The sequence below is a fragment of the Luteimicrobium subarcticum genome (assembly GCF_002798015.1).
GTDB classification, from domain to species: domain Bacteria; phylum Actinomycetota; class Actinomycetes; order Actinomycetales; family Cellulomonadaceae; genus Luteimicrobium; species Luteimicrobium subarcticum.
The window spans coordinates 1-20,968 of sequence record NZ_PGTZ01000006.1; the positions used below are offsets into that span (position 1 = coordinate 1).

General features: G+C 74.4%; 17 protein-coding genes. 1 reads left to right on the forward strand and 16 read right to left on the reverse strand.

Annotation, left to right across the window (positions count from 1 at the left end; translation table 11 throughout):
• Positions 1–400: 400 nt before the first annotated feature.
• The 11 genes from tyrS to argC all read right to left on the reverse strand — a co-directional run bounded on the left by tyrS (position 401) and on the right by argC (position 12,080).
• The gene (gene tyrS, locus CLV34_RS00580; protein WP_100348359.1) at positions 401–1,705 is read right to left on the reverse strand and encodes a tyrosine--tRNA ligase; all 1,305 of its coding nucleotides are present in this window, start codon (positions 1,703–1,705) and stop codon (positions 401–403) included.
• 52 nt (positions 1,706–1,757) lie between these two features.
• Complete coding sequence (locus CLV34_RS00585) at positions 1,758–2,513, reverse strand: DNA-3-methyladenine glycosylase (protein ID WP_100348360.1); 756 nt, start codon at positions 2,511–2,513, stop codon at positions 1,758–1,760.
• On the reverse strand, positions 2,488–3,159 hold the full coding sequence (locus CLV34_RS00590; RefSeq protein ID WP_157803641.1) for a uridine kinase family protein: 672 nt from the start codon (positions 3,157–3,159) through the stop codon (positions 2,488–2,490). Before CLV34_RS00590 ends, CLV34_RS00585 begins: the two co-directional genes overlap by 26 nt.
• 27 nt (positions 3,160–3,186) lie before the next feature.
• Positions 3,187–4,683, reverse strand: coding sequence for an argininosuccinate lyase (gene argH, locus CLV34_RS00595; protein ID WP_100348361.1), 1,497 nt, complete (start codon positions 4,681–4,683; stop codon positions 3,187–3,189).
• Between the two features lie 3 nt (positions 4,684–4,686).
• Positions 4,687–5,916 carry an argininosuccinate synthase gene (locus CLV34_RS00600; RefSeq protein ID WP_100348362.1) on the reverse strand — a complete coding sequence of 410 codons (1,230 nt, stop codon included), beginning with the start codon at positions 5,914–5,916 and terminating at the stop codon, positions 4,687–4,689.
• A 74-nt stretch (positions 5,917–5,990) separates the two neighbouring features.
• A complete protein-coding gene (locus CLV34_RS00605; protein ID WP_100348363.1) occupies positions 5,991–6,509 on the reverse strand; it encodes an arginine repressor in 519 nt (172 codons plus the stop codon).
• The gene (gene argF, locus CLV34_RS00610) at positions 6,506–7,447 is read right to left on the reverse strand and encodes an ornithine carbamoyltransferase (RefSeq protein ID WP_100348364.1); all 942 of its coding nucleotides are present in this window, start codon (positions 7,445–7,447) and stop codon (positions 6,506–6,508) included. Before argF ends, CLV34_RS00605 begins: the two co-directional genes overlap by 4 nt.
• Position 7,448: 1 nt before the next feature.
• Complete coding sequence (locus tag CLV34_RS00615) at positions 7,449–8,762, reverse strand: acetylornithine transaminase (protein ID WP_100348365.1); 1,314 nt, start codon at positions 8,760–8,762, stop codon at positions 7,449–7,451.
• Positions 8,759–9,778, reverse strand: a complete 1,020-nt coding sequence (gene argB, locus CLV34_RS00620; protein ID WP_100348366.1) for an acetylglutamate kinase — start codon at positions 9,776–9,778, stop codon at positions 8,759–8,761. The genes CLV34_RS00615 and argB overlap by 4 nt, the downstream gene beginning before the upstream one ends.
• Positions 9,775–11,004, reverse strand: coding sequence for a bifunctional glutamate N-acetyltransferase/amino-acid acetyltransferase ArgJ (gene argJ / locus CLV34_RS00625; protein ID WP_425436153.1), 1,230 nt, complete (start codon positions 11,002–11,004; stop codon positions 9,775–9,777). Before argJ ends, argB begins: the two co-directional genes overlap by 4 nt.
• Entirely contained in the window at positions 11,001–12,080 is a 1,080-nt protein-coding gene (gene argC / locus CLV34_RS00630; RefSeq protein ID WP_100348367.1) for an N-acetyl-gamma-glutamyl-phosphate reductase, read from the reverse strand. The genes argJ and argC overlap by 4 nt, the downstream gene beginning before the upstream one ends.
• Positions 12,081–12,173: 93 nt before the next feature.
• Here argC and CLV34_RS00635 point away from each other — a divergent pair, with 93 nt between their 5' ends.
• Positions 12,174–13,160, forward strand: a complete 987-nt coding sequence (locus CLV34_RS00635) for a quinone oxidoreductase family protein (RefSeq protein WP_100349094.1) — start codon at positions 12,174–12,176, stop codon at positions 13,158–13,160.
• An 8-nt stretch (positions 13,161–13,168) separates the two neighbouring features.
• Here the strand turns inward: CLV34_RS00635 and CLV34_RS00640 are convergent, their stop codons facing one another.
• The 5 genes from CLV34_RS00640 to pheS all read right to left on the reverse strand — a co-directional run bounded on the left by CLV34_RS00640 (position 13,169) and on the right by pheS (position 20,877).
• A complete protein-coding gene (locus tag CLV34_RS00640) occupies positions 13,169–14,116 on the reverse strand; it encodes a bifunctional hydroxymethylpyrimidine kinase/phosphomethylpyrimidine kinase (protein ID WP_100348368.1) in 948 nt (315 codons plus the stop codon).
• The gene (locus CLV34_RS00645) at positions 14,113–16,386 is read right to left on the reverse strand and encodes a penicillin-binding transpeptidase domain-containing protein (RefSeq protein ID WP_245858847.1); all 2,274 of its coding nucleotides are present in this window, start codon (positions 16,384–16,386) and stop codon (positions 14,113–14,115) included. Before CLV34_RS00645 ends, CLV34_RS00640 begins: the two co-directional genes overlap by 4 nt.
• A gap of 109 nt (positions 16,387–16,495) precedes the next feature.
• A complete protein-coding gene (locus tag CLV34_RS00650) occupies positions 16,496–17,131 on the reverse strand; it encodes an alpha/beta hydrolase family protein (RefSeq protein WP_425436154.1) in 636 nt (211 codons plus the stop codon).
• Between the two features lie 36 nt (positions 17,132–17,167).
• Positions 17,168–19,786 (reverse strand): phenylalanine--tRNA ligase subunit beta, encoded by a 2,619-nt coding sequence (gene pheT / locus CLV34_RS00655; RefSeq protein WP_100348369.1) that lies wholly within the window; start codon positions 19,784–19,786, stop codon positions 17,168–17,170.
• Positions 19,786–20,877, reverse strand: a complete 1,092-nt coding sequence (gene pheS / locus CLV34_RS00660; RefSeq protein ID WP_100348370.1) for a phenylalanine--tRNA ligase subunit alpha — start codon at positions 20,875–20,877, stop codon at positions 19,786–19,788. Before pheS ends, pheT begins: the two co-directional genes overlap by 1 nt.
• Positions 20,878–20,968: the final 91 nt, after the last annotated feature.

The window sequence follows — 20,968 nt, forward strand, 5'->3', positions numbered from 1 at the left end:
TATCAAGCACACTGTTGAGTTCTCAAGCAACCGACACACCCAACCTCACCCTCACGGGCTCGCATCGGGGCAACTTCTCCATCTTACCCGCCCCCACCCGCCGGACCAAATCCGTACTGCGGACTCCAGGAGACCGCCGGACCGACCAGCATCGTGAGACGTGCGAACCCTCCAGAACCAAAGCCCTGGCCAAGAAGTAAGGGGTTCGGCCCCCGGGACCAGCCTCACCAGACCAGGCTCAAGGCCTTCTGTCCAGCTCGTCCGTTCCTCCCTGCCGGGGCAACAAGAAGAACACTACACGAGCCCCGCCCAAGCGTCAAAACCGCGAGATACCAACGATTCCGCGCTCGCGACGCCACGCGTCCACCGAACGCGTGGCGTCAGGAGGAAAGGTCGCAGGTCAGGCGCCGACGACGGCCAGCGCCAGCGTCCGCTTGCCCCGGCGCAGCAGCGCGTACCGACCGTGCAGGAGCACCGCCGGCTCCAGGACGACGTCCTCGCCGGTCACCTTCACGTTGTTCACGTACGCGCCACCCTCGGCGATCGCACGGCGAGCCGCCGACCGTCCCGCCACGAGACCGCTCCCCGCGAGCGCGTCGAGCACGAGGCTCCCCGCCGCCACGTCGACGCGCGGGAGCTCCGCCGTCGCCGAGACCAGCGTCTCCTCGTCGAGGCTCGCGAGGTCGCCCCGGCCGAAGAGCGCCTGGCTCGCAGCGATCACCGCCGCCGTCGCATCGGCTCCGTGCACCAGCGTCGTCACGTCGGACGCCAGCGCGCGCTGCGCCTCGCGGGCGGCCGGCCGCTCCGCCACCGCTCGCTCGAGCTCCTCGATCTCCGCCCGGGAGCGGAAGGTGAAGATCTTCAGGAACCGCACCACGTCGGCGTCGTCCGCGTTGACCCAGAACTGGTAGAAGGCGTACGGCGTCATCATGTCGGGAGCGAGCCACACGGCGCCTCCCTCGGTCTTGCCGAACTTCGTGCCGTCCGCCTTCGTGATCAGCGGGGTCGTCATCACGTGCACCGACGCCTGCTCCGCCTTGCGGATCAGCTCGACCCCCGACAGCAGGTTCCCCCACTGGTCGTTGCCGCCCGTCTGAAGCGTGCAGCCCTCGCGCCGGAACAGCTCGAGGAAGTCCATGCCCTGCAGGATCTGGTAGCTGAACTCCGTGAAGCTGATGCCCTGGTCGCTCTCGAGGCGTCGCGCCACGATGTCCTTGGCGAGCATGGTGCCCAGCCGGTAGTGCTTGCCCACGTCGCGCAGGAAGTCGATCGCCGTGAGCTCGCCGGTCCAGTCGAGGTTGTTGACCATCGTCGCCGGGTTCTCCCCGGTGAAGTCGAGGAACCGCGAGATCTGGGTGCGCAGGCGCTCCGTCCAGTCCGCGACCACGTCCTTCGTGTTCAGGGTGCGCTCGCTCGAGGGACGGGGGTCGCCGATCAGGCCCGTCGCGCCGCCGACCAGCGCCAGCGGCCGGTGCCCGGCGAGCTGGAGGTGACGCATGAGCACCAGCTGGACGAGGTGGCCGTGGTGCAGGCTCGGTGCCGTCGGGTCGAACCCGCAGTAGAACGTGACGGGGCCCGACGCGAACGCGTCACGCAGGACGGCCTCGTCGGTCGTCTGGGCGACGAGGCCGCGCCAGCGGAGCTCGTCGAGGATGTCGGTGGTCTGCGGGGCGGCGTCGGCGCCCGAACCGGTCGCGGTGGTCACCGTGCCATTCTGCCAGCGCGACCGCGGGCGCCGAACCGAAAACGGGCCGCGGTCAGCGGAAGCCCGCGCGGTACCGGGTGACCGTCGGCTCGCCGTCGAGCCACAGCCGCCACGGGAACAGGTGCGGGTCCGAGCCGTCCCTGCCGACCCCGACCCGGGGACCCGTCGACACCGCCCCCACCGTGCCGCGAGCAGGCTCGATGCCGACGGCCGACGCAAGACCGAGGGACACCGGCGCGTGCCCGGGCGGCAGGACGAGGTCGGCGCCGTTCGCCCGGATGTCGAGGCCGAGGGCCACGGCGAGCCGCGCCGGCCCCTGCGCCAGGTCGGTCTGCGAGTAGACCGAACCCGCTCCCGCCCGACGCCGCCACGCGAGGTCCTGCCCCTCGACCACCTCGCCCGCGCGCAGCAGCACCGCGGACGCCTCGCCCGTGCGGCCCGTCACGACGTTCACGCAGTGGTGGAGCCCGAGATGGCGGTAGACGTAGAGGTGCCCCGACGCACGGAACATCTGCTCGTTGCGGGCCGACCGGCCGCGAAAGGCGTGCGACGCCGGGTCGTCGGCACCCCGGTACGCCTCGACCTCCGTCAGGCGGACCGCCACCGGACCCTCGGGCGACTCCGTCCGCACGACCGCACCGAGGAGGTCTCGGGCGACCAGGAGCACCTCGCGGTCGAACCAGCTCCGCGCGACCCGCGGCAGGGTCTGGGGCGTGACCGAGGACGGCTCCCCCGCGCCACTGTCGTCCGGCCGGCCCGCCGAGGCGCCGTCCGCGAACGCGTCAGGACTCGTTCCGGTCGTGGCCATCCGGCGCACCTCCGTCGTCACGGCTGCCCCCTGCCGTCGGGGCGATCGTACCGAGCGCGACCGCCCGCCGCGGGCGCGACGCGACGATCGCGCCCACCCCGTCGAGGACGACCGCCGCGCGCTCCCACGTGCGGTCGCGCTCGTACGCCGCGCGCTCCTCCGTCATGAAGCCGAGCCACTGCTCGCGCATGCCGGCACCGTCGCGCTCCAGCCCGCGGACCAGGCGCACGTCGTCGGGGGCCTCGACCCAGACCGTGAACGGGTCCAGCGCGTCCACCGGCCGGCGGCCCGCATGGCACCCCTCGACCAGCAGCGGCCTGCTCGGGGACACGTGCCGCCGCTCGGCGCGACGGCCCGCGACCCAGTCGTACCGGCGGTACGACGCGTCCTCGCCGCGCGACCACGGCGTGAGGACGTCGTCGTGCAGCACCCGTACGCCCTCCTCGACGCCGTCCCACCCGGCGTACAGGTCGTCCATGTGGACGACCTGAGCAGCGAGCGGAGCGGCGAGCTGGGCCGCCAGAGTGGTCTTCCCCGAGCCCGCGGGCCCGTCGACCACGACGAGGAGCCTGCCCGTCGCCCCGGACGCCGCGTGCTCGCGCGCACGGCGCACGAGCAGCGCGAGGACGTCCGGCGCCACACTCATCTCAGCGGTCCTCCCCCGTCGGCCGGCTCAGCCCTGGACCCAGAACCGGAACTCGGCGGAACGCTCCTTCGCGGCCTGCAGCTGCTCCGCCACGCGCGCCGGGGCGGTACCGCCCACGGCGTCGCGCGACGCGAGCGATCCCTCGACCGTGAGCACCGCGCGCACCTCGGGCGTGAGGTGCTCCGAGATGGCCGCCAGGTCGTCGTCCGACAGGTCCCACAGCTCGATGCCGCGCTCCTCGCACACGCGCACGCACGCGCCCGCGACCTCGTGGGCCACCCGGAACGGCACACCGTCCCGGACGAGCCACTCGGCGATGTCCGTGGCGAGCGAGAAGCCCTGGGGCGCCAGCTCGGCCATCCGGTCGGTGTCGAACGTCATCGTCGCGACCATGCCGGCGAACGCCGGCAGCAGCGCGTCGAGCGTGTCGACCTGGTCGAACACCGGCTCCTTGTCCTCCTGCAGGTCGCGGTTGTACGCGAGCGGGAGGCCCTTGAGGGTCGCCAGCAGGCCCGTCAGGTCACCGATGACGCGGCCCGCCTTGCCGCGGGCCAGCTCGGCGATGTCGGGGTTCTTCTTCTGCGGCATGATGCTCGACCCCGTGGAGAACGCGTCGTCCAGCCGGACGAAGCCGAACTCCTTGGTGTTCCACACGATGATCTCCTCCGCGAACCGCGACAGGTCGATCCCGACCATCGCCGCCACGAAGGCGAACTCCGCGACGACGTCCCGCGACGCCGTGCCGTCGATGGAGTTCTCGACCGGGCCCTCGAAGCCGAGGTCGGCGGCCACCGCCGCGGGGTCGAGGCCCAGCGACGAGCCGGCGAGCGCGCCCGAGCCGTACGGCGAGCGGGCCGCCCGGGCGTCCCAGTCGATCCAGCGGTCCACGTCGCGCAGCAGCGGCCACGCGTGCGCCAGCAGGTGGTGCGCGAGCAGCACCGGCTGGGCGTGCTGGAGGTGCGTACGGCCCGGCATCGGGGCCGCCGGGTGCGCCTCGGCCTGGTCGATCAGGGCGTCCACGACGTCCAGCACGTGACCCGCCAGAACGCGCGACTGCTCCCGCAGGAACATGCGCACCAGCGTCGCGATCTGGTCGTTGCGCGAGCGGCCCGCGCGCAGCTTGCCGCCCAGCTCCGGACCGGCGCGCTCGATGAGACCGCGCTCGAGGGCCGTGTGCACGTCCTCGTCGTCGTCGGCCGCGACGAACACCCCCGACGCCACGTCCGTCGCGAGACGGTCGAGCGCGTCGAGCATCCCGGCGAGCTCGTCGTCGTCCAGCAGGCCCGCCGCGTGCAGGACGCGCGCGTGGGCCCTCGAGCCCGCGACGTCCTGCGGCGCGAGGCGCCAGTCGAAGTGCGTCGACTTCGACAGGCGCGCCAACGCCGCGCTCGGGCCGCCGGCGAACCGGCCGCCCCACAGGCTCAGGCGCTCCGACGCGGTCGACGCCTCGGCGGCCGCGCCGGCAGGCTCGTCGGCCGGGACGGGCTGCGCGCCGGACGTGGTGTCAGGGGTGTGGTCGGTCATGGCTCAGAACGCCCCGGTCCCGAAGTCCACGCCGTTGCCGAACTTCACGTCGCGCGCCGCGGCGAGCTTCGCCTGCAGGCCGTAGATCTCGATGAACCCGCGGGCCTGCGACTGGTCGAACGAGTCGCCCTCGTCGTACGTCGCGAGGTTGAAGTCGTACAGGCTCGCCTCGCTGCGGCGACCCGTGACCGTCGCACGACCGCCGTGCAGCACCAGGCGGATGTCGCCCGACACGTACTTCTGCGTGTCGTCGATGAACGCGTCGAGCGACCGCTTCAGCGGGCTGAACCACATCGCGTCGTACACGAGCTCCGTCCAGCGCTGCTCGATCTGGCGCTTGAAGCGGGCCTGCTCGCGCTCGAGGGTCACGTTCTCGAGCTCCTGGTGAGCCGCGATGAGCGCGATCGCGCCCGGCGCCTCGTAGATCTCGCGCGACTTGATGCCCACGAGACGGTCCTCGACGATGTCGATCCGGCCGACGCCCTGGGCGCCCGCACGGCGGTTCATCTCCTGGATCGCCTGCAGCGGCGTGACCTGCACGCCGTCGAGCGCGACCGGGACACCCTGCTCGAACGTGATGACGACCTCGTCGGCGACCGGCGGGAACGTCGGGTCGTCCGTGTAGGAGTAGACGTCCTTCGTGGGCTCGTTCCAGATGTCCTCGAGGTAGCCCGTCTCGACGGCGCGGCCCCAGACGTTCTGGTCGATCGAGAACGGGTTGTGCTTCGTCGTCGCGATCGGCAGCGCGTGCTTCTCCGCGTAGTCGATGGCCTTCTCGCGCGTCAGGGCCAGGTCGCGCACCGGGGCGATCGACTTGAGGTCCGGGGCCAGCGACGTCGTCGCGACCTCGAAGCGCACCTGGTCGTTTCCCTTGCCGGTGCAGCCGTGCGCGACCGTCGTCGCGCCGAACTGGCGGGCCGCCCGCACCATGTGCTTGACGATCACCGGACGCGACAGCGCCGAGACCAGCGGGTAGCGGTCCAGGTACAGGCCGTTCGCGCGCAGCGCCGGCATGCAGTAGTCCGTCGCGAACTCGTCACGGGCGTCCGCGACGTACGCCTCGACGGCACCGCAGTCCATCGCACGCTGCCGGATCACCTCGAGGTCCTCGCCGCCCTGGCCGACGTCGACCGCCACGGCGATGACCTCGGCGCCCGTGGCCTCTCCGATCCAGCCGATGGCGACAGAGGTGTCCAGGCCGCCCGAGTAGGCGAGCACCACGCGTTCAGTCATGTCGGTCTTCTCTCTCTGCTCTTGCTTGTCGCTGTTGTCGTTCTTGTGATGGATATGCCGGCGGGATGCAGGCGTCAGGCGCCTGCGAGCGCCAGGAACCGTGCCGCCACGGCGTCGCCGCCGTCCTCCGCGCGGGCGACCACCAGGACGGTGTCGTCGCCCGCGACGGTGCCGAGGACGCCCGGCAGCACGGAGTGGTCGATGGCCGAGGCCAGGTACTGCGCCGCTCCGGGCGGAGTCCGCAGCACGACGAGGTTCCCGGACGCCTCCGCGGCGACCAGGACCTCGGCGCACACGCGCGCGAGGCGGACCGCGAGGACCTCCGTCCCCGCGGCGACGGCGGCACGGTCGCCGCCCTCGGCGGGCACGGCGTAGACGAGCGAGCCGTCGACCCCGCGGACCTTCTCGGCACGCAGCTCGACGAGGTCGCGCGACAGCGTGCCCTGCGTCACGTGCACGCCGCCCGTGGCGAGGAGCTCGGCGAGCTCCGCCTGCGAGTGGACGGCGTGGTGCTGCACGGCCCGGACGATCCGGGCGTGCCGTGCCGCCTTCGTCGTGGGGACGGACGGGTCCGCGGACGCGTGGACGCTCACTCGTGCTCCAGGAGCCAGGTCAGCAGCGCCTTCTGGGCGTGCAGCCGGTTCTCGGCCTCGTCCCAGACCGCCGACTGCGGGCCGTCGAGGACCTCGGCGCTGATCTCCTTGCCACGGTACGCCGGCAGGCAGTGCAGGACGAGGGCGTCCGCCGCGGCGTGCGCGAGCAGCTCGGAGGTCACCGCGAACGGCACGAACGGGAGCTCGCGCGCGGCGGCCTCGCCCTCCTGGCCCATCGAGACCCACGTGTCGGTCGCGACGACGTCGGCGCCGACGACCGCCTCGACGGAGTCGGTCGTCACAAGGACGGACCCACCCGTCGTGGCGGCGATCGCCTCGGCGTCGGCGACGATCTGCGGGTCCGGGTGGAAGCCCGCAGGACCGCCGACGCGGACGTGCATCCCCGCGGTCACGCCGCCGAGCAGGTACGAGTGCGCCATGTTGTTGGCCGCGTCGCCCAGGTAGACGAGGGTCTTGCCAGGGAGACCGTCGACGCCGCCGCGGAGCTGGGCGACCGTGAGCAGGTCCGCGAGGATCTGGCACGGGTGGAACTCGTCCGTGAGCGCGTTGACCACCGGGACGCGCGACACGGCCGCCATCTCCTCGATGCGCGCCTGGCCGAACGTGCGCCACACGATCGCGGAGCACTGCCGGTCCAGCACGCGGGCGGTGTCGGCGATCGGTTCACCCCGGCCGAGCTGGCTCGTCGCCGCGTCGATCACCAGCGGGTACCCGCCGAGCTCGGCGACACCCGCCGAGAACGACACGCGGGTGCGCGTCGACGGCTTGTCGAAGATCACCGCGACCGCACGCGGACCGGCGAGCGGCGTGCGCACGAACCGGTCGTCGCGGAACGCGAGCGCCAGCTCGAGGACCTCGCGCTGCTCCGCGGGCGTGAGGTCGTCGTCGCGCAGGAAGTGGCGTGGGGTGCGGGACATCTCAGCTCTCCTTCGAGGGGGTCGGGAGGGACGCCGGCAGCGCGGCCAGGAACGCGACGAAGTCGTCGGCCTGCTCGGTCGTCAGGACGAACGGCGGCGCGAGGCGCACGGTGTCGGGAGCGACGGCGTTCACGACGAAGCCGGCCTCGAGCGCGCGCTCGGCGACGAGCGCCGCCACCGGCGCGGTGAGCCGGACGCCCACGAGCAGCCCGGCACCGCGGGTCCCGGCGACGAGCGGGTGCCCGGTCGCCTCGACCGCCGCGCGCAGGTGCGCGCCGACGCGTCGGACGTTCTCCAGCAGGCCGTCGCGCTCGATCACGCCGATCGTCGCGAGGGCCGCGGCGGACGCCACGGGGTTCCCGCCGAACGTCGTGCCGTGCTGGCCACGCCCGAGGAGCCGCGCGGCACGTTCGCCGAACGCCACCACCGCACCGATCGGGAAGCCGCCGCCCAGGCCCTTCGCGAGCGTCATGACGTCCGGCTGCACGACGTCGCCCGCCGCGGCGCGGTGGTCCGTGCCCTGGTGGGCGAACCAGGTGCCGGTGCGCCCCATGCCGGTCTGCACCTCGTCGAGCACGAGCAGCGCTCCGTGCTGCGTGCACAGCTCCCGGGCGCGCGCCAGGAACCCCGCGGGCAGCGGGAGGACGCCCGCCTCGCCCTGCACGGGCTCCGCGAACAGGGCGGCGACCTGCGGGCTGCCGTCAGCGTCCGACGCCGCGAACGCGGCCTCGAGACCCTCGATCGTCGGCGGGACGAACTCGACGCCGCCCGGCAGCGGCGCGAACGGCTCGCGGTACGCGGCCTTCGACGTCAGGGCGAGCGCGCCCATCGTGCGGCCGTGGAACGAGTTCTCCAGGGCGAGGACGCGGGTGCGGGTCCCGTCGTCGTTGGTGCGGCGCGACATCTTGAACGCCGCCTCGTTCGCCTCGGTGCCCGAGTTCGCGAAGAACACCCGCGAGCCCTCGGGGGCGTCGGCGAGCGCCAGCAGCCGCTCGGCGAGCGCGACCTGCGTCGGCGAGGCGAAGAAGTTCGAGACGTGGCCCAGCGTGCCGAGCTGCGCGCTGATCGCCGCGGTGAGCGTCGGGTGCGCGTGCCCCAGCGTGTTGACGGCGATGCCGCCGAGCAGGTCGAGATACCGCTTGCCGTCGGCGTCCCACACGTAGGCGCCCTCGCCGCGCACCAGCACGCGCTGCGGCGGGCCGAAGGTGTCCATCACGGCGTGCGTGTACCGCTCCGTCCAGGCGGCGGCCGACGGGCCGGCCGGGCCCTGCGTCGACACCGTCTCACCGGTCGCCGCGGTGAGGATCTCGCTCATGCGGGGGCTCCTTCGGAGGTGGCACCGTCGGGGGTGGCACCGTCGGGGCGGTCTGGGACGGCACCGTCGGGCAGGACCATCGTCCCGTTGCCCTGCGCCGTGAAGATCTCGAGCAGCACCGAGTGCGGCACCCGGCCGTCGATGATGGTCGCGGACGGGACGCCGGAGCGTACCGCGCGCAGGCACGCCTCCATCTTGGGGATCATGCCCGACGCGAGGGACGGCAGGAGCGCGTCCACCTCGGCGGCCGTGATCTGCGTGACCAGCGAGCTCTTGTCGGGCCACGACGTGTACAGACCCTCGACGTCCGTCAGGACGATGAGCTTGCGCGCGCCGAGCGCGGCGGCGAGCGCGGACGCCGCCGTGTCTGCGTTGACGTTGAGCACCTGGGTGGGGTCGTCGACGTCGGGCGCGACCGTCGACACGACGGGGATGCGGCCGGCGTCCAGGAGGTCCTGCACGGCCTGCGGGTCGACGGTGACGACGTCGCCGACGAGCCCCACGTCGACGGGCTCGCCGTCGACGAGCGCCTGCCGACGCTCGGCACCGAACAGGCCGCCGTCCTCGCCCGACAGGCCCACCGCGTGCGCGCCGTGCGTGTTGATGAGCCCGACGAGCTCGCGCGAGACCTGGCCGGTGAGGACCATGCGGACGACGTCCATCGCCTCCGGCGTCGTGACCCGCAGACCGCCGCGGAACTCCGACTCGATCCCGAGGCGGTCGAGCATCGCGGAGATCTGCGGACCGCCACCGTGCACGACGACGGGCCGCAGCCCGACCGTGCGCAGGAACACCATGTCCTCAGCGAAGGCGCGCTTGAGGTCGTCGTCCACCATGGCGTTGCCGCCGTACTTGACGACGACGAGCGCACCGTGGAAGCGCTCGAGCCACGGGAGCGCCTCGACGAGCACCTCGGCCTTCTGGTCGGGGCGCAGGTCGGTGCGGGTGTCGAAGTGGAAGCCCGGCTCCGTCGGGACGGACGAGGGCGGGGTCGTGGTCTCGTCGCCGCTAATCATGTGGAGTACGCGCTGTTCTCTTCGACGTAGGCGTGCGTGAGGTCGTTCGTCCAGACCGTCACGACCTCCGTGCCGGCGTGCAGGTCGATCGCGACGCGCACCTCGCGCTGCGACGCGAGGTCGACGAGGTGGCGCGGCTCGTGCGCGCGGCCAGCCCGGCAGACCTGGACGCCGTTGATCGTCACGTCGATGAGCTCGGGGTCGAACGGCGCGACGTCCTCGGGGACCGTGCCGACCTGTGCGAGCACGCGCCCCCAGTTCGGGTCGTTGCCGTAGATCGCGGCCTTGAACAGGTTGGACCGTGCGACCGCCCGGGCGACGGCGAGACCCGCGTCCTGCGTGTCCGCGTTCTCGACCGTGACGGCGATGTCGTGGCTCGCGCCCTCGGCGTCCGCGATGAGCTGGCGGGCGAGGTCCGCGCACACGCTCTCGAGCGCGGCGGTGAACGCCGCCGGCTCAGGACGGGCGCCGCTCGCGCCCGACACCAGCAGCACGACCGTGTCGGACGTCGACATGCAGCCGTCCGAGTCGATCCGGTCGAACGTGAGGCGCGTCGCCTCGCGCAGCGCGAGCTCGGCCGTCGCCGCGTCGACGTCGGCGTCCGTCGTGATGACGCAGAGCATGGTGGCGAGCGCCGGGGCCAGCATGCCGGCGCCCTTGGCCATGCCCCCGACGGACCACACGCCCGTGTCGCCGTCCACCGTGAAGTGCGCCGTCTTGGCGACGGTGTCCGTCGTCATGATGGCGGTCGCCGCGTCCGGACCACCGGTCGCGGACAGGGCGTCCGCGGCGAGGTCGACGCCCCGCAGCAGCGTCTCGCGCGGCAGACGCTCCCCGATGAGCCCGGTCGAGCACACCACGACGTCGCCGGCCGAGACCCCCAGCGCCTCGCCGACCTGCTCGGCCGTGCGGTGCGCGTCCTGGAAGCCCTCCGGCCCGGTCGACACGTTCGCGCCGCCGGAGTTGAGGACGACCGCGCTCACGACGCCGTCGGACACGACCTGGCGCGACCACACGACAGGGGCACCGACCACGCGGTTCGACGTGAACACGGCCGTGCCGACCTGGAGCGGGCCGTCGTTGACGACCAGCGCCATGTCCGGCTTGCCGGACGGCTTGAGGCCGGCGGTCACGCCCGACGCACGGAAGCCCGCGGGCAGGGTCACGCCGGGCGACGCCTCGGACGGCCGGTCGGCCGTCGTCGGCGGGGCGGGGGGCAGGCTCACGGTGCGACTCCCTGGGTGGTCAGGCCGAGCTCCTGGTGGAGGCCCAGCGCGATGTTCATGGACTGGAGGGCGCCGCCCGCGGTGCCCTTGACGAGGTTGTCGATCGCGGTCACGGTGACGACGCGTCCGGCGCGGCGGTCGACCGCCACCTGCACGAGGGCGGTGTTCGCCCCGACCGTCATCGCCGTCGTGGGCCACTGCCCCTCGGGGAGCAGCTCGACGAACGGCTCGGCGACGTACGTGTCGGCCCACGCCTGGCGGATCTCGGCGTCGGCCGCGTCCTCGTGCCCCGGGGCGAGGCGTGCCGTGACGGTCGCGAGGATGCCCCGGGACATCGGGACGAGGACGGGGGTGAACGAGAGCCCGACGGCGTCCCGGCCCGGTCCCGCGCCCGCGCTGCGCAGGTTCTGCGCGATCTCGGGGACGTGCCGGTGCGTGCCGCCGACCGCGTACGGCACCGCGGACCCGAGCCCCTCGGCGGCGAGCAGGTGGGGCTTGAGTGCCTTGCCCGCGCCGGAGTAGCCGACGGCGAGGACCGCGACGACGTCCGAGGTGTCGACCAGGCCGCTCGCGACGCCGGGCTGGAGGCCGAGCGTGACGGCGGTGACGTTGCAGCCGGGGACGGCGATGCGCCGGACGCCGGCGAGGTTCTCGCGCTGGCGGGTGACCGTGCCGTCCGCGCCCGCCACCAGGAGCTCCGGGAGCCCGTAGGGCCAGGTGCCCGCGTGCTCCGAGCCGTAGTACTCCGACCAGTCGTCGGCCGACACGAGGCGATGGTCGGCGCCGAGGTCGAGGACGAGCACGTCGTCGGGCAGCTGGGCCGCGACCGCCCCGGACGCGCCGTGCGGCAGCGCGAGGACGACGACGTCGTGCCCCGCGAGCGCCTCGGGCGTCGTGGGCTCGAGGACGCGGTCGGCGAGCGAGCGCAGGTGCGGGTGGTGCTGCCCGAGCGGCGTGCCGGCGCTCGAGTGCGCGGTGAGCGTGCCGACCTCGACCTCGGGGTGCCCGGCGAGGAGGCGCAGCATCTCGCCCCCGGCGTACCCGCTGGCGCCGGCCACGGCCACTCTGATCGTCATATGCGAAACCTTACATAGGTATGCGCGCGGCTGCCAAGCCCGTTCCGCCCGGTGGACGCGGACCGTCCGTCCCTGCCGTACTACCGTGGCCGCATGCAGGCCGTCCTCGCCACCGCACCCGGAGGACCCGAGGTCCTCACCGTCCACGACGTGCCCGACCCGGAGCCCGGACGCGGCGCGCTGCTCGTCCGGCTCGCCGCCGCCGGCCTCAACTTCATCGACACCTACCGGCGCAGCGGCGTCTACCCCGTCGAGTTCCCGCACGTGCCCGGCAGCGAGGGCGCCGGCGTCGTCGAGGCGGTCGGCGCCGGGGTCGACGGCTTCACTGTCGGCGACCGGGTCGCCTGGGAGTCCGCCCCCGGCTCGTACGCCGAGCTCGTGCTCGTCCCCGCCGACCGCGCCGTGCCGGTCCCCGCAGACGTCCCGCTCGAGACCGCGGCCGCGCTCATGCTCCAGGGCCTCACCGCCCACTACCTCGTCACGTCGACCTACGCGGTCTCCCCCGGCGACGACGTCCTGCTGACCGGGGGCGCGGGGGGCGTCGGTCTCCTCGCCACCCAGCTCGCGACGGCCCGCGGCGCCCGGGTGGTCACGACCGTCGGCGACGCCGACAAGGAGGCCCTCGCCCGTGCCGCCGGGGCCGCCGACGTGATCCGGTACCGCGAGCTCGACGACCTGACGACCGACCTGCCGCGCATCGTGCGGGACCTCACCGACGGGGCCGGCGTCGCGGTCGCCTACGACGGGATCGGCAAGGACACGTTCGACGCGTCGCTCGCGTCCGTGCGCCGCCGCGGCACGCTCGTGCTGTTCGGCGGCGCGTCCGGGCAGGTGCCCCCGTTCGACCTCCAGCGGCTCAACCGCGCCGGCTCGCTGTTCGTCACGCGCCCCACCCTCGGTGACTACGTCGCGACCCGCGACGAGCTCCTCGGACGGTGCGCCGACCTGTTCGCCGCGGTGGGCGCCGGGACGCTCGACGTGCGCGTCGGCGCCACGTTCCCCCTCACCGACGCCGCCGCGGCGCACCGTGCGCTCGAGGGGCGCTCCACGACGGGCAAGGTGCTGCTCGTCCCCGCCTGACCGACCTGTCAGGGACGCCCGAGCCCGTGCAGATGGTCGACCGGACCCGTCCCCCGCCCCACCACGAGCGCGTCGCCGTCGCGCAGCGCACCCGTGAGCCACTCCTTCGCGTCCCGGGCGGCGTCCGGCCACGACCCGCGCACCGGGCGCAGCGCCGCGAGCGCGCTCGACAGGCCACAGCCGGTCCCGTGCGTCGCGACGACGTCGAGCCGCGGGCCGTCGAGGACCGCCAGCACGCCGTCAGGGCCGACCAGCAGGTCGGGCGAACGGTCACCACCCAGGTGACCGCCCGTCACCAGGACGAGCACCTCCCCGCGTCCCGGTGCGTGCCCCGCAGGGCGCCAGGACGACAACCGGTCGGCGAGCCGCACCCCCTGGGCGAGCGCCGCGTCAGGGTCGCCGGCCACCCCCTCGCCGAGGAGCGCGCCCAGCTCGGCCAGGTTGGGCGTCACGACGTCGGCCCGTGCCGCCACGTCCCGCAGCCCCGCGAGCGTCTCGGCGGCCGGGTCGCGGGACAGCGCGCCGCCGCGCGCTCCCCCGACCGACGCACCGAGGACGGGGTCCAGGACGACGAACGGGCGGCCCGTCACGGTCCCGGGCCCGGCGGACGCCGGGACGTCGGCCGCGCGCAGCCGGTCGAGCCAGGCCGCGACGACCCGCCCGTTCTCGGCCGAGCCGAGCATGCCGATCTTCACGGCGTCGAGCGCGACGTCGCCCGACACCGCGTCGAGCTGGTCGGCCAGGACGTCCGGCGGGGGCACGTGCACCGACCGCACCCCGTCCAGCGTGTCCTGGACCACGATCGCGGTGACCACCGCAGCGCCGTAGGCGCCGTGCGCGGCGAACGTCTTGAGGTCGGCGGCGACGCCCGCCCCGCCGGTCGGGTCCGTCCCGGCGACCGTGAGGACGCGCTGGCGCGACGGGACGCGGCCCGGTGCCGTCGTCGTCGCCGTCACGTCGCCGTGCGGTCCCGGGCGAGGTCCTGCAGGAACGTCTTGAGCAGCGGTCCCGCCGTCGTCGCGCCGTACGAGCCGTCCTCGACGAAGACGCAGACGCCCACGTCCCCGGTCGTCGCGATCATCCACGCGTGGACGTGCGACCCGTCGCCGTACTGCGCGGTGCCGGTCTTCGCCGCGACGTCGCCGCCGAGGGGCTCGAGGACGGTCCCCGTGCCGTCGGTGACGACCGACCGCATGAGGCTCCGCAGCGTCTTCGCCTCGGTGGCGGTGAGCTTGCTCGGCGCGGCCGCGGGCGCCGTGCTCGACGCCGTGCCTGACGCCGTGCTCGACGAGGTGCTCGACGGGTCGGGTGCCGCCGTCGCCGGTGCGGACGACGACTTCGGGTCGACCAGGACGGGCGACACACGGTGCCCGGCCGCCACGCTCGCCGCGACCGTCGCCATCGTGAGCGGCGACGCCTCGACGCGCCCCTGACCCATCAGGGACGCCGCATGGTCCGTCCCCGTGCTGTCCGCGGGCACGGACCCGAAGAACGCGGGCACCCCCAGGTCGGACGGCACCCCGATCCCGAGGTCCGCCGCCGCGGCCGCGAGGGCCGGCTGGTCGATCTTCGCGGCCTGCGACACGAACGCCGTGTTGCAGGAGTACGCGAACGCTGTCCGCAGCGAGATCTTGCCGAGCCCCGACGACGGGTAGTCGGGGTCGTTCCTGAACGACTTGCCGGACTGCGTCGTGCTGGGCTCGCAGGTGAGCGTGGACGACGGGGTCGCGCCCGTGCGGAGCAGCGCGAGGGAGCTCGCGAGCTTGAACGTCGACCCGGGCGCGTACCTGCCCGTCGTCGCGGTCGACAGGCCGCCACCGGCCGTCGCGCTGGCCGCCGCGAGCACGTTGCCCTTCGCGTCGACCGCGACGATCGCCGCCGGGACCTTCTGCCCCTCGAGGATCTGTTCCGCGTCCGTCTGGAGCGCGCTGTCGAGCGTGAGGGACACGGGTGTGCCGTCCGCCGCGTCCACGCGGAACAGCTCGCCCTCCGTCGCGCCCGCAGCGGCGTCCGTGCCGCCGTCGGTCGGTGCGGAGGACGCCTCGTCCGCCGGACCGTCCGTCGGGTCGGCCGTCTCAGCCGACGTGTCGACGGACACGCCGTCCGCGTCCACCAGGCGCACCACGACGCCCGGCGTCCCCGAAAGCTGGGCGTCGTACTCCTTCTCGATGCCGGAGATCCCGGTCGTGTCGCCCGCCTGCACCCGCCCGTCCGACGCCTTGACGATGTCGGCCGTCGCCGGACCGACGGTGCCGAGCAGGGGACGCGCCCAGTCGTGCGTCGGAGCGAGCGCCATCGTGGAGTCGACGACCCGCACCCCGCGGATCGCGGCCAGCGCGTCGACGTCGGTGGGGTCGTCCGCGCGCAGGGTGAGCGCGGCCACGAACGCCTTGTCCCCCGCGTCCGCGACCTGCTTCGCGTACGCCGCGGGGTCCAGGTCGAGCCTCGCGGCGAGCGACCGGGCGGCGGCACGGGCGCCCGCGGCGCCCACCAGGGTCTTGTCGACCCCGACGACGTGCACGGCACGGTTCTCGACGATCGCGTGACCCGACGCGTCGAGGATCTCGCCGCGCTGCGCGGCCAGAGCCTCGACCGTGACGCGCTCGCCGTCCGCCAGGCCGTCCAGCAGGACGCCGGGGTCCCAGCGCACCGCCCAGCCGTCGAGGTCGGCCTCGTGCGGGCCACCGGACGATCCACCAGAGGACGGCGCGGCAGAGGACGTGACGGCCGGCGCCGCGGTCCGGGTCGCCGTCGCCCCCGCCGTGCCCTGCTCGAGGTGCACGGTCGTCGAGTACGTCCAGGCACGGTCGGCGAGCAGCGGCCACGACCACCGCAGCGTGGCCGTCGCCTCGTCCTCGTGGTCGGGGTCGCGCTCGACGTCCGCGACCGTGATCGCGGGACGCACGGGGACCGCCGCGAAGACGGCGCGGCGCTCGGCCGTCGCGTCCGCGGGGTCCGTGCCGACGAGGGGCACGCCGTCGACCGAACCGCCCTGCAGGGACGACGCCAGCTGGTCGGCGAGGGCCTGGATCGGGGCGTCGTCAGGCGTGGGCGCCTCCTTCGACGACGACCCCGTGCACCCGGCGACGACGAGCACGAGACCGGCAGTCCCGAGCGCCACCATCGCGCGGGTTCGCGTGCCGCGCGGGCGGGTGACGCCGTCCGCGGACGCCCTGCGTCCCTCCGGTCGCTCCGGCCGGTCGGTCGCCTCGTGCTGCAGGCCCACGTGTCCCCCTCGTCCGTCGCGGTGCCCGTCGGGCACCGGTCTCCAGGACACTATGCGAGATGCCCGGATCGTCCAAGGCGCCTGCGGCAGGTCCGGGGGCGACGGCCGGTCAGGCCGCGGGCAGCAGCCGGTCGAGGAACCTGACGACGGCGTCCGCGACGGCCGCGGTGTCCCGGCGCAGGGAGTGGTCCCCGGCCACCACGACCACCTCGCGGGCGGGGGCTGCCGGCGGTCGACCGAACGCGTCCCGCACCCCCTGCACCACGAGTACCGGAACGGGGACGGCATCCAGCTCGTCCAGCCGGCTCACCTCGGGGCGGCCGGGCGGGTGGACGGGGAACGCGAGCGCGACCACGGCCACCGCGCCCGCCGCGGCCGCGGTCCGGCACGCGACGCGCGCCCCCGACGACCGGCCGCCCACGACGAGCGGCAGCCCGCGCAGGGCGCGTCGGCGCCCGACGGACGCGACCGCGGCCGCCCACGCCGCGTCGAGCTGACGCGCGGGAGCGGGCGCGCGACGGCCCGCCACCCGGTAGGGCTGCGTGAACAGCGCGACCGCGACCCCGCCGGCGAGCGCCGCGTCACGGACCGCGACGAGGTCCGGCGCGTCGACGTCCCCGCCGGCGCCGTGTCCGAGCAGGAGCACCCCGCGGACGGGACCCCGCTCGGCCTCGGGGAGGCCGATCACCAGCCGGCCGTCACCGACGGGCGTCGCGAGGCGCCGTCCTGCGCTCACCGGCGCCATCCGCATCCCCTCACCGCCGGCGCCACGGCCCTCGGGTCAGGACCGCAGCGTCGCGCCGACGGCCTCCGCCGCCGCCGCGACCACCCGGTCGCGCACCGCCGCCGTCTCGTCCGCGGTGAGCGTGCGGTCGGCCGCGCGCAGGCGCAGCGAGAACGCCAGCGACTTCTTGCCCGCGCCGACCTGGGCGCCCGTGAACACGTCGAACAGCCGGAGCTCCTCGAGGAGGTCGCCCGCACCGCGGACCACGGCCGCCTCGACGTCCGCAGCGGGGACGTCCGCGTCCACGACGAGGGCGACGTCCTCCTTCGCGAGCGGGAACGCCGAGACGGGCGTCGCCGCGACGGGCACGGCGGGGGCCGCCCCGACCAGGGCGTCCACGTCGAGCTCGAACGCGACCGCGCGAGCGGGCAGCCCGAGGTTCTCGACGACCTGCGGGTGCAGCTCGCCGGCGTGCCCGACGACGGTGCCGTCCGCGAGCGCGAGACGCGCGCACCGGCCGGGGTGCCACGGGCGGTGGTCGGCGTCCGCGGTCACCACGACGTCGACGCGCAGCGTGTCGGCCACGAGCCGTGCGAGCGCGACGGCGTCCGACCACTCGGCGCGGCGACCGGCACCCCACCAGCCCGACGGCTCGAGCTCGCCGGCCAGGACGCCGGCGACGTGCCGCGGCTGGTCCGGCAGCGCGGCGGCGAGGGCGGCGAGGTCCGCGTCCGACGGCCGCGACCCGCCGGGGAGCGACGGCGCGGCGGGCGCTCCGACGCGGGGCCGCGTGACCAGCCCGGTCTCGAAGACCGCGAGGTCGGTGATACCGCGACCCACGTTCCGCCGGGCGGTCGCGAGGAGCGTCCCGAGCAGGTTCGTGCGCATCTCGTGCTGCTCGTCGGACAGCGGGTTGACGAGCGAGACGGCGACCCGGCGGGGGTCGTCCTCCGGCAGGAGGAGGTCGTCGTGCTGCGCCGGCGCGACGAACGGGTACGACAGCACCTCGACGAGCCCGGCCTCGGCGAGCGCGCGAGCGAGCGAGCGGCGCGCCTGCTGCCCGGCAGTGAGACCGGTGCCGGCGGGAGCGGACGGCAGGATCGACGGGATCGCGTCGTACCCGTCGAGCCGGGCGACCTCCTCGACGAGCGACGCCGCGTCCACGAGGTCGGGCCGCCACGACGGCGGCGTGACCTCGAGCACGCCCGCGTCACCCCCCGCGTCCACGACAGCGTCCACCACCGTGCAGCCGATCTCGGCGAGCAGCGCGCGCACGCGCTCCTGCGGGTAGTCGACCCCGGTGAGGCGTGCCGGCTCGTCGAGCGCGAGCCGGACCACCGGCGCCGGGGCCTCGGCGGTGCGGTCCAGGTCGCTCACCGCGGCGTCGACCGCGCCGCCGCCGAGCTCGACGAGCAGGTCGACGACGCGCTGCGCCGCGACCGCGGCCAGCCGCGGGTCGACGCCGCGCTCGAACCGCTTGGCCGCCTCGCTCGCGAGCCTGTGTCGCCGCGCCGTGCGCGCGACCGACACCGGGTCGAAGTGCGCCGCCTCCACGAGCACGTCCGTGGTGGTCACCGAGACCTCGCTCGACGCGCCGCCCATGACGCCGGCGATCCCGAGGACGCGCGTGCCCTCCTCGCCGTCCGCGAGCGCGGGCGAGTCCGTGATGAGCAGGTCCTCGGGGTCGAGCGCGCGGTCCGCGTCGTCGAGCGTCGTGAGGCGCTCGCCCGCCGCGGCGCGGCGCACGACGAGCGGGGCGGCCACCTTCGCGAGGTCGTAGCAGTGCGTCGGCTGGCCGAGGTCGAGCATGACGTAGTTCGACACGTCCACGACCAGGGAGATCGGGCGCATGCCCGACTGGGTGAGCCGCCGCTGCATCCACGCCGGGCTCGCCGCCTGCGGGTCGATGCCCCGCACGACGCGCGTCACGAACCGGTCGCAGCCCACGACCCCGTGCACCGGGGCGGCGTCGGCGACCTCGACGGGGAACCCGTCGGGCGTCGCGGACGGCAGCGGCGCCGCGAGCGACGACTCGAGCCCCCGGTCCGTGAACGACGCGCCGGTGGAGTGCGCGAACTCACGCGCCACGCCGCGGTACGAGAAGCAGTACCCGCGGTCCGGCGTCACGTTGATCTCGAGGACCTGCTCGCCGATGCCGAGCAGCGCGATCGCGTCGGTGCCCGGCGTGACGTCGTGGCCCAGCTCGGCCGAGTAGCCGTGCTGCTCGAGGACGATGATGCCGGCGTGGTCCTGGCCGAGCCCCAGCTCGCGGGCCGAGCAGATCATGCCGTCCGACACGTGCCCGTACGTCTTGCGGCTCGCGATCGGGAACGGGCCGGGCAGCACCGCACCCGGCAGGGCGACGACGACCTCGTCCCCGACCGTGAAGTTGTGCGCGCCGCAGACGATGCCCCGCGGGACCGGGTTGCCGGAGTCGTCGGTCGCGTTGTGCGACCCGACGTCCACCTGGCACCAGTTGATCGTCTTGCCGTTCTTCTGCTGCTCGGGCGTCATCGCGACGACCTTGCCCACGACGACCGGGCCGGTGACCTGCGCGCCGTGGATGCCCTCCTCCTCGAGCCCGACGCGGACGAGGTCGGCGGCCAGCTGCTCGGCGGTGAGGCCCTCGGGGAGCTCGACGTGCTCGGCGAGCCACTCGGTGACGACGTACGGCATCAGATCTCCATCCCGAACTGCGACGTGAAGCGCACGTCTCCCTCGACCATGTCGTGCATGTCCGCGATCCCGTGGCGGAGCATGAGCGTGCGCTCGATGCCCATGCCGAACGCGAACCCGGTGTAGACGTCCGGGTCGATGCCCACGGACCGCAGGACGTTCGGGTTGACCATCCCGCAGCCGCCCCACTCGATCCAGCCCGGGCCGCCCTTCTTCTGCGGGAACCAGAGGTCCATCTCGGCGCTCGGCTCCGTGAACGGGAAGAAGCTCGGCCGCAGGCGCGTGCGTGCCTCGGGCCCGAACATGGCCTTCGCGAAGTGGTCCAGGGTGCCCTTGAGGTGCGCCATCGTGAGCCCCTTGTCGACGGCGAGGCCCTCGACCTGGTGGAACACGGGCGTGTGGGTCGCGTCGAGCGCGTCCGTGCGGAACACCTTGCCGGGGCACGCGATGTACACCGGCAGGTCACGCTGGAGCAGGGTGCGCGCCTGGACCGGCGACGTGTGCGTCCGCAGGACGAGGTTGGACGACGTGTCGTCGCCCGCGCCGGCGCCGCGGACGTAGAAGGTGTCCTGCATCTGGCGCGCGGGGTGGTCGGGGCCGAAGTTCAGCGCGTCGAAGTTGAACCACTCGGTCTCGAGCTCGGGGCCCTCGGCGATCTCCCAGCCCATCGCGACGAAGAAGTCGGCGATCCGCTCCTGGAGCGTCTCGAGCGGGTGCCGGGCACCGCGGGGGCGGCGGTCCACCGGGAGGGTGACGTCGACGGACTCCTCGACGAGCACCCTCTGCGCGCGCTCGGCCTCGAGCGCGGTCTGCCGCTGTGCGATCGCCTGGGCGACACGTCCGCGGCGGGGGCCGAGCAGCTTGCCCGCGGCGGCCTTGTCCGCGGGCGCGAGCGTGCCGATGGCCCGGTTCGCGAGGGCGAGCGGGCTGCGGTCGCCGGTGTGCACGGTGCGGACGGCCTTGAGCGCGTCGAGGTCGTCGGCGCCCGCGACCGCGGTGAGCGCCGCGTCCACGGCCGCGTCGAGCGCGGTCTGGTCGAGCGGGCTCGGGGCGTCGCTGAGCTGGTGGTCTGCCGGGTCAGGGCTGGGCATGGCTGCCTCTCGGGAGAGGTCCGCGCACGGACCGGGACGAGGGTTCGGCGCGGGCACGGCCACCGTGGCGGACGCGCCGCACGCACCGACG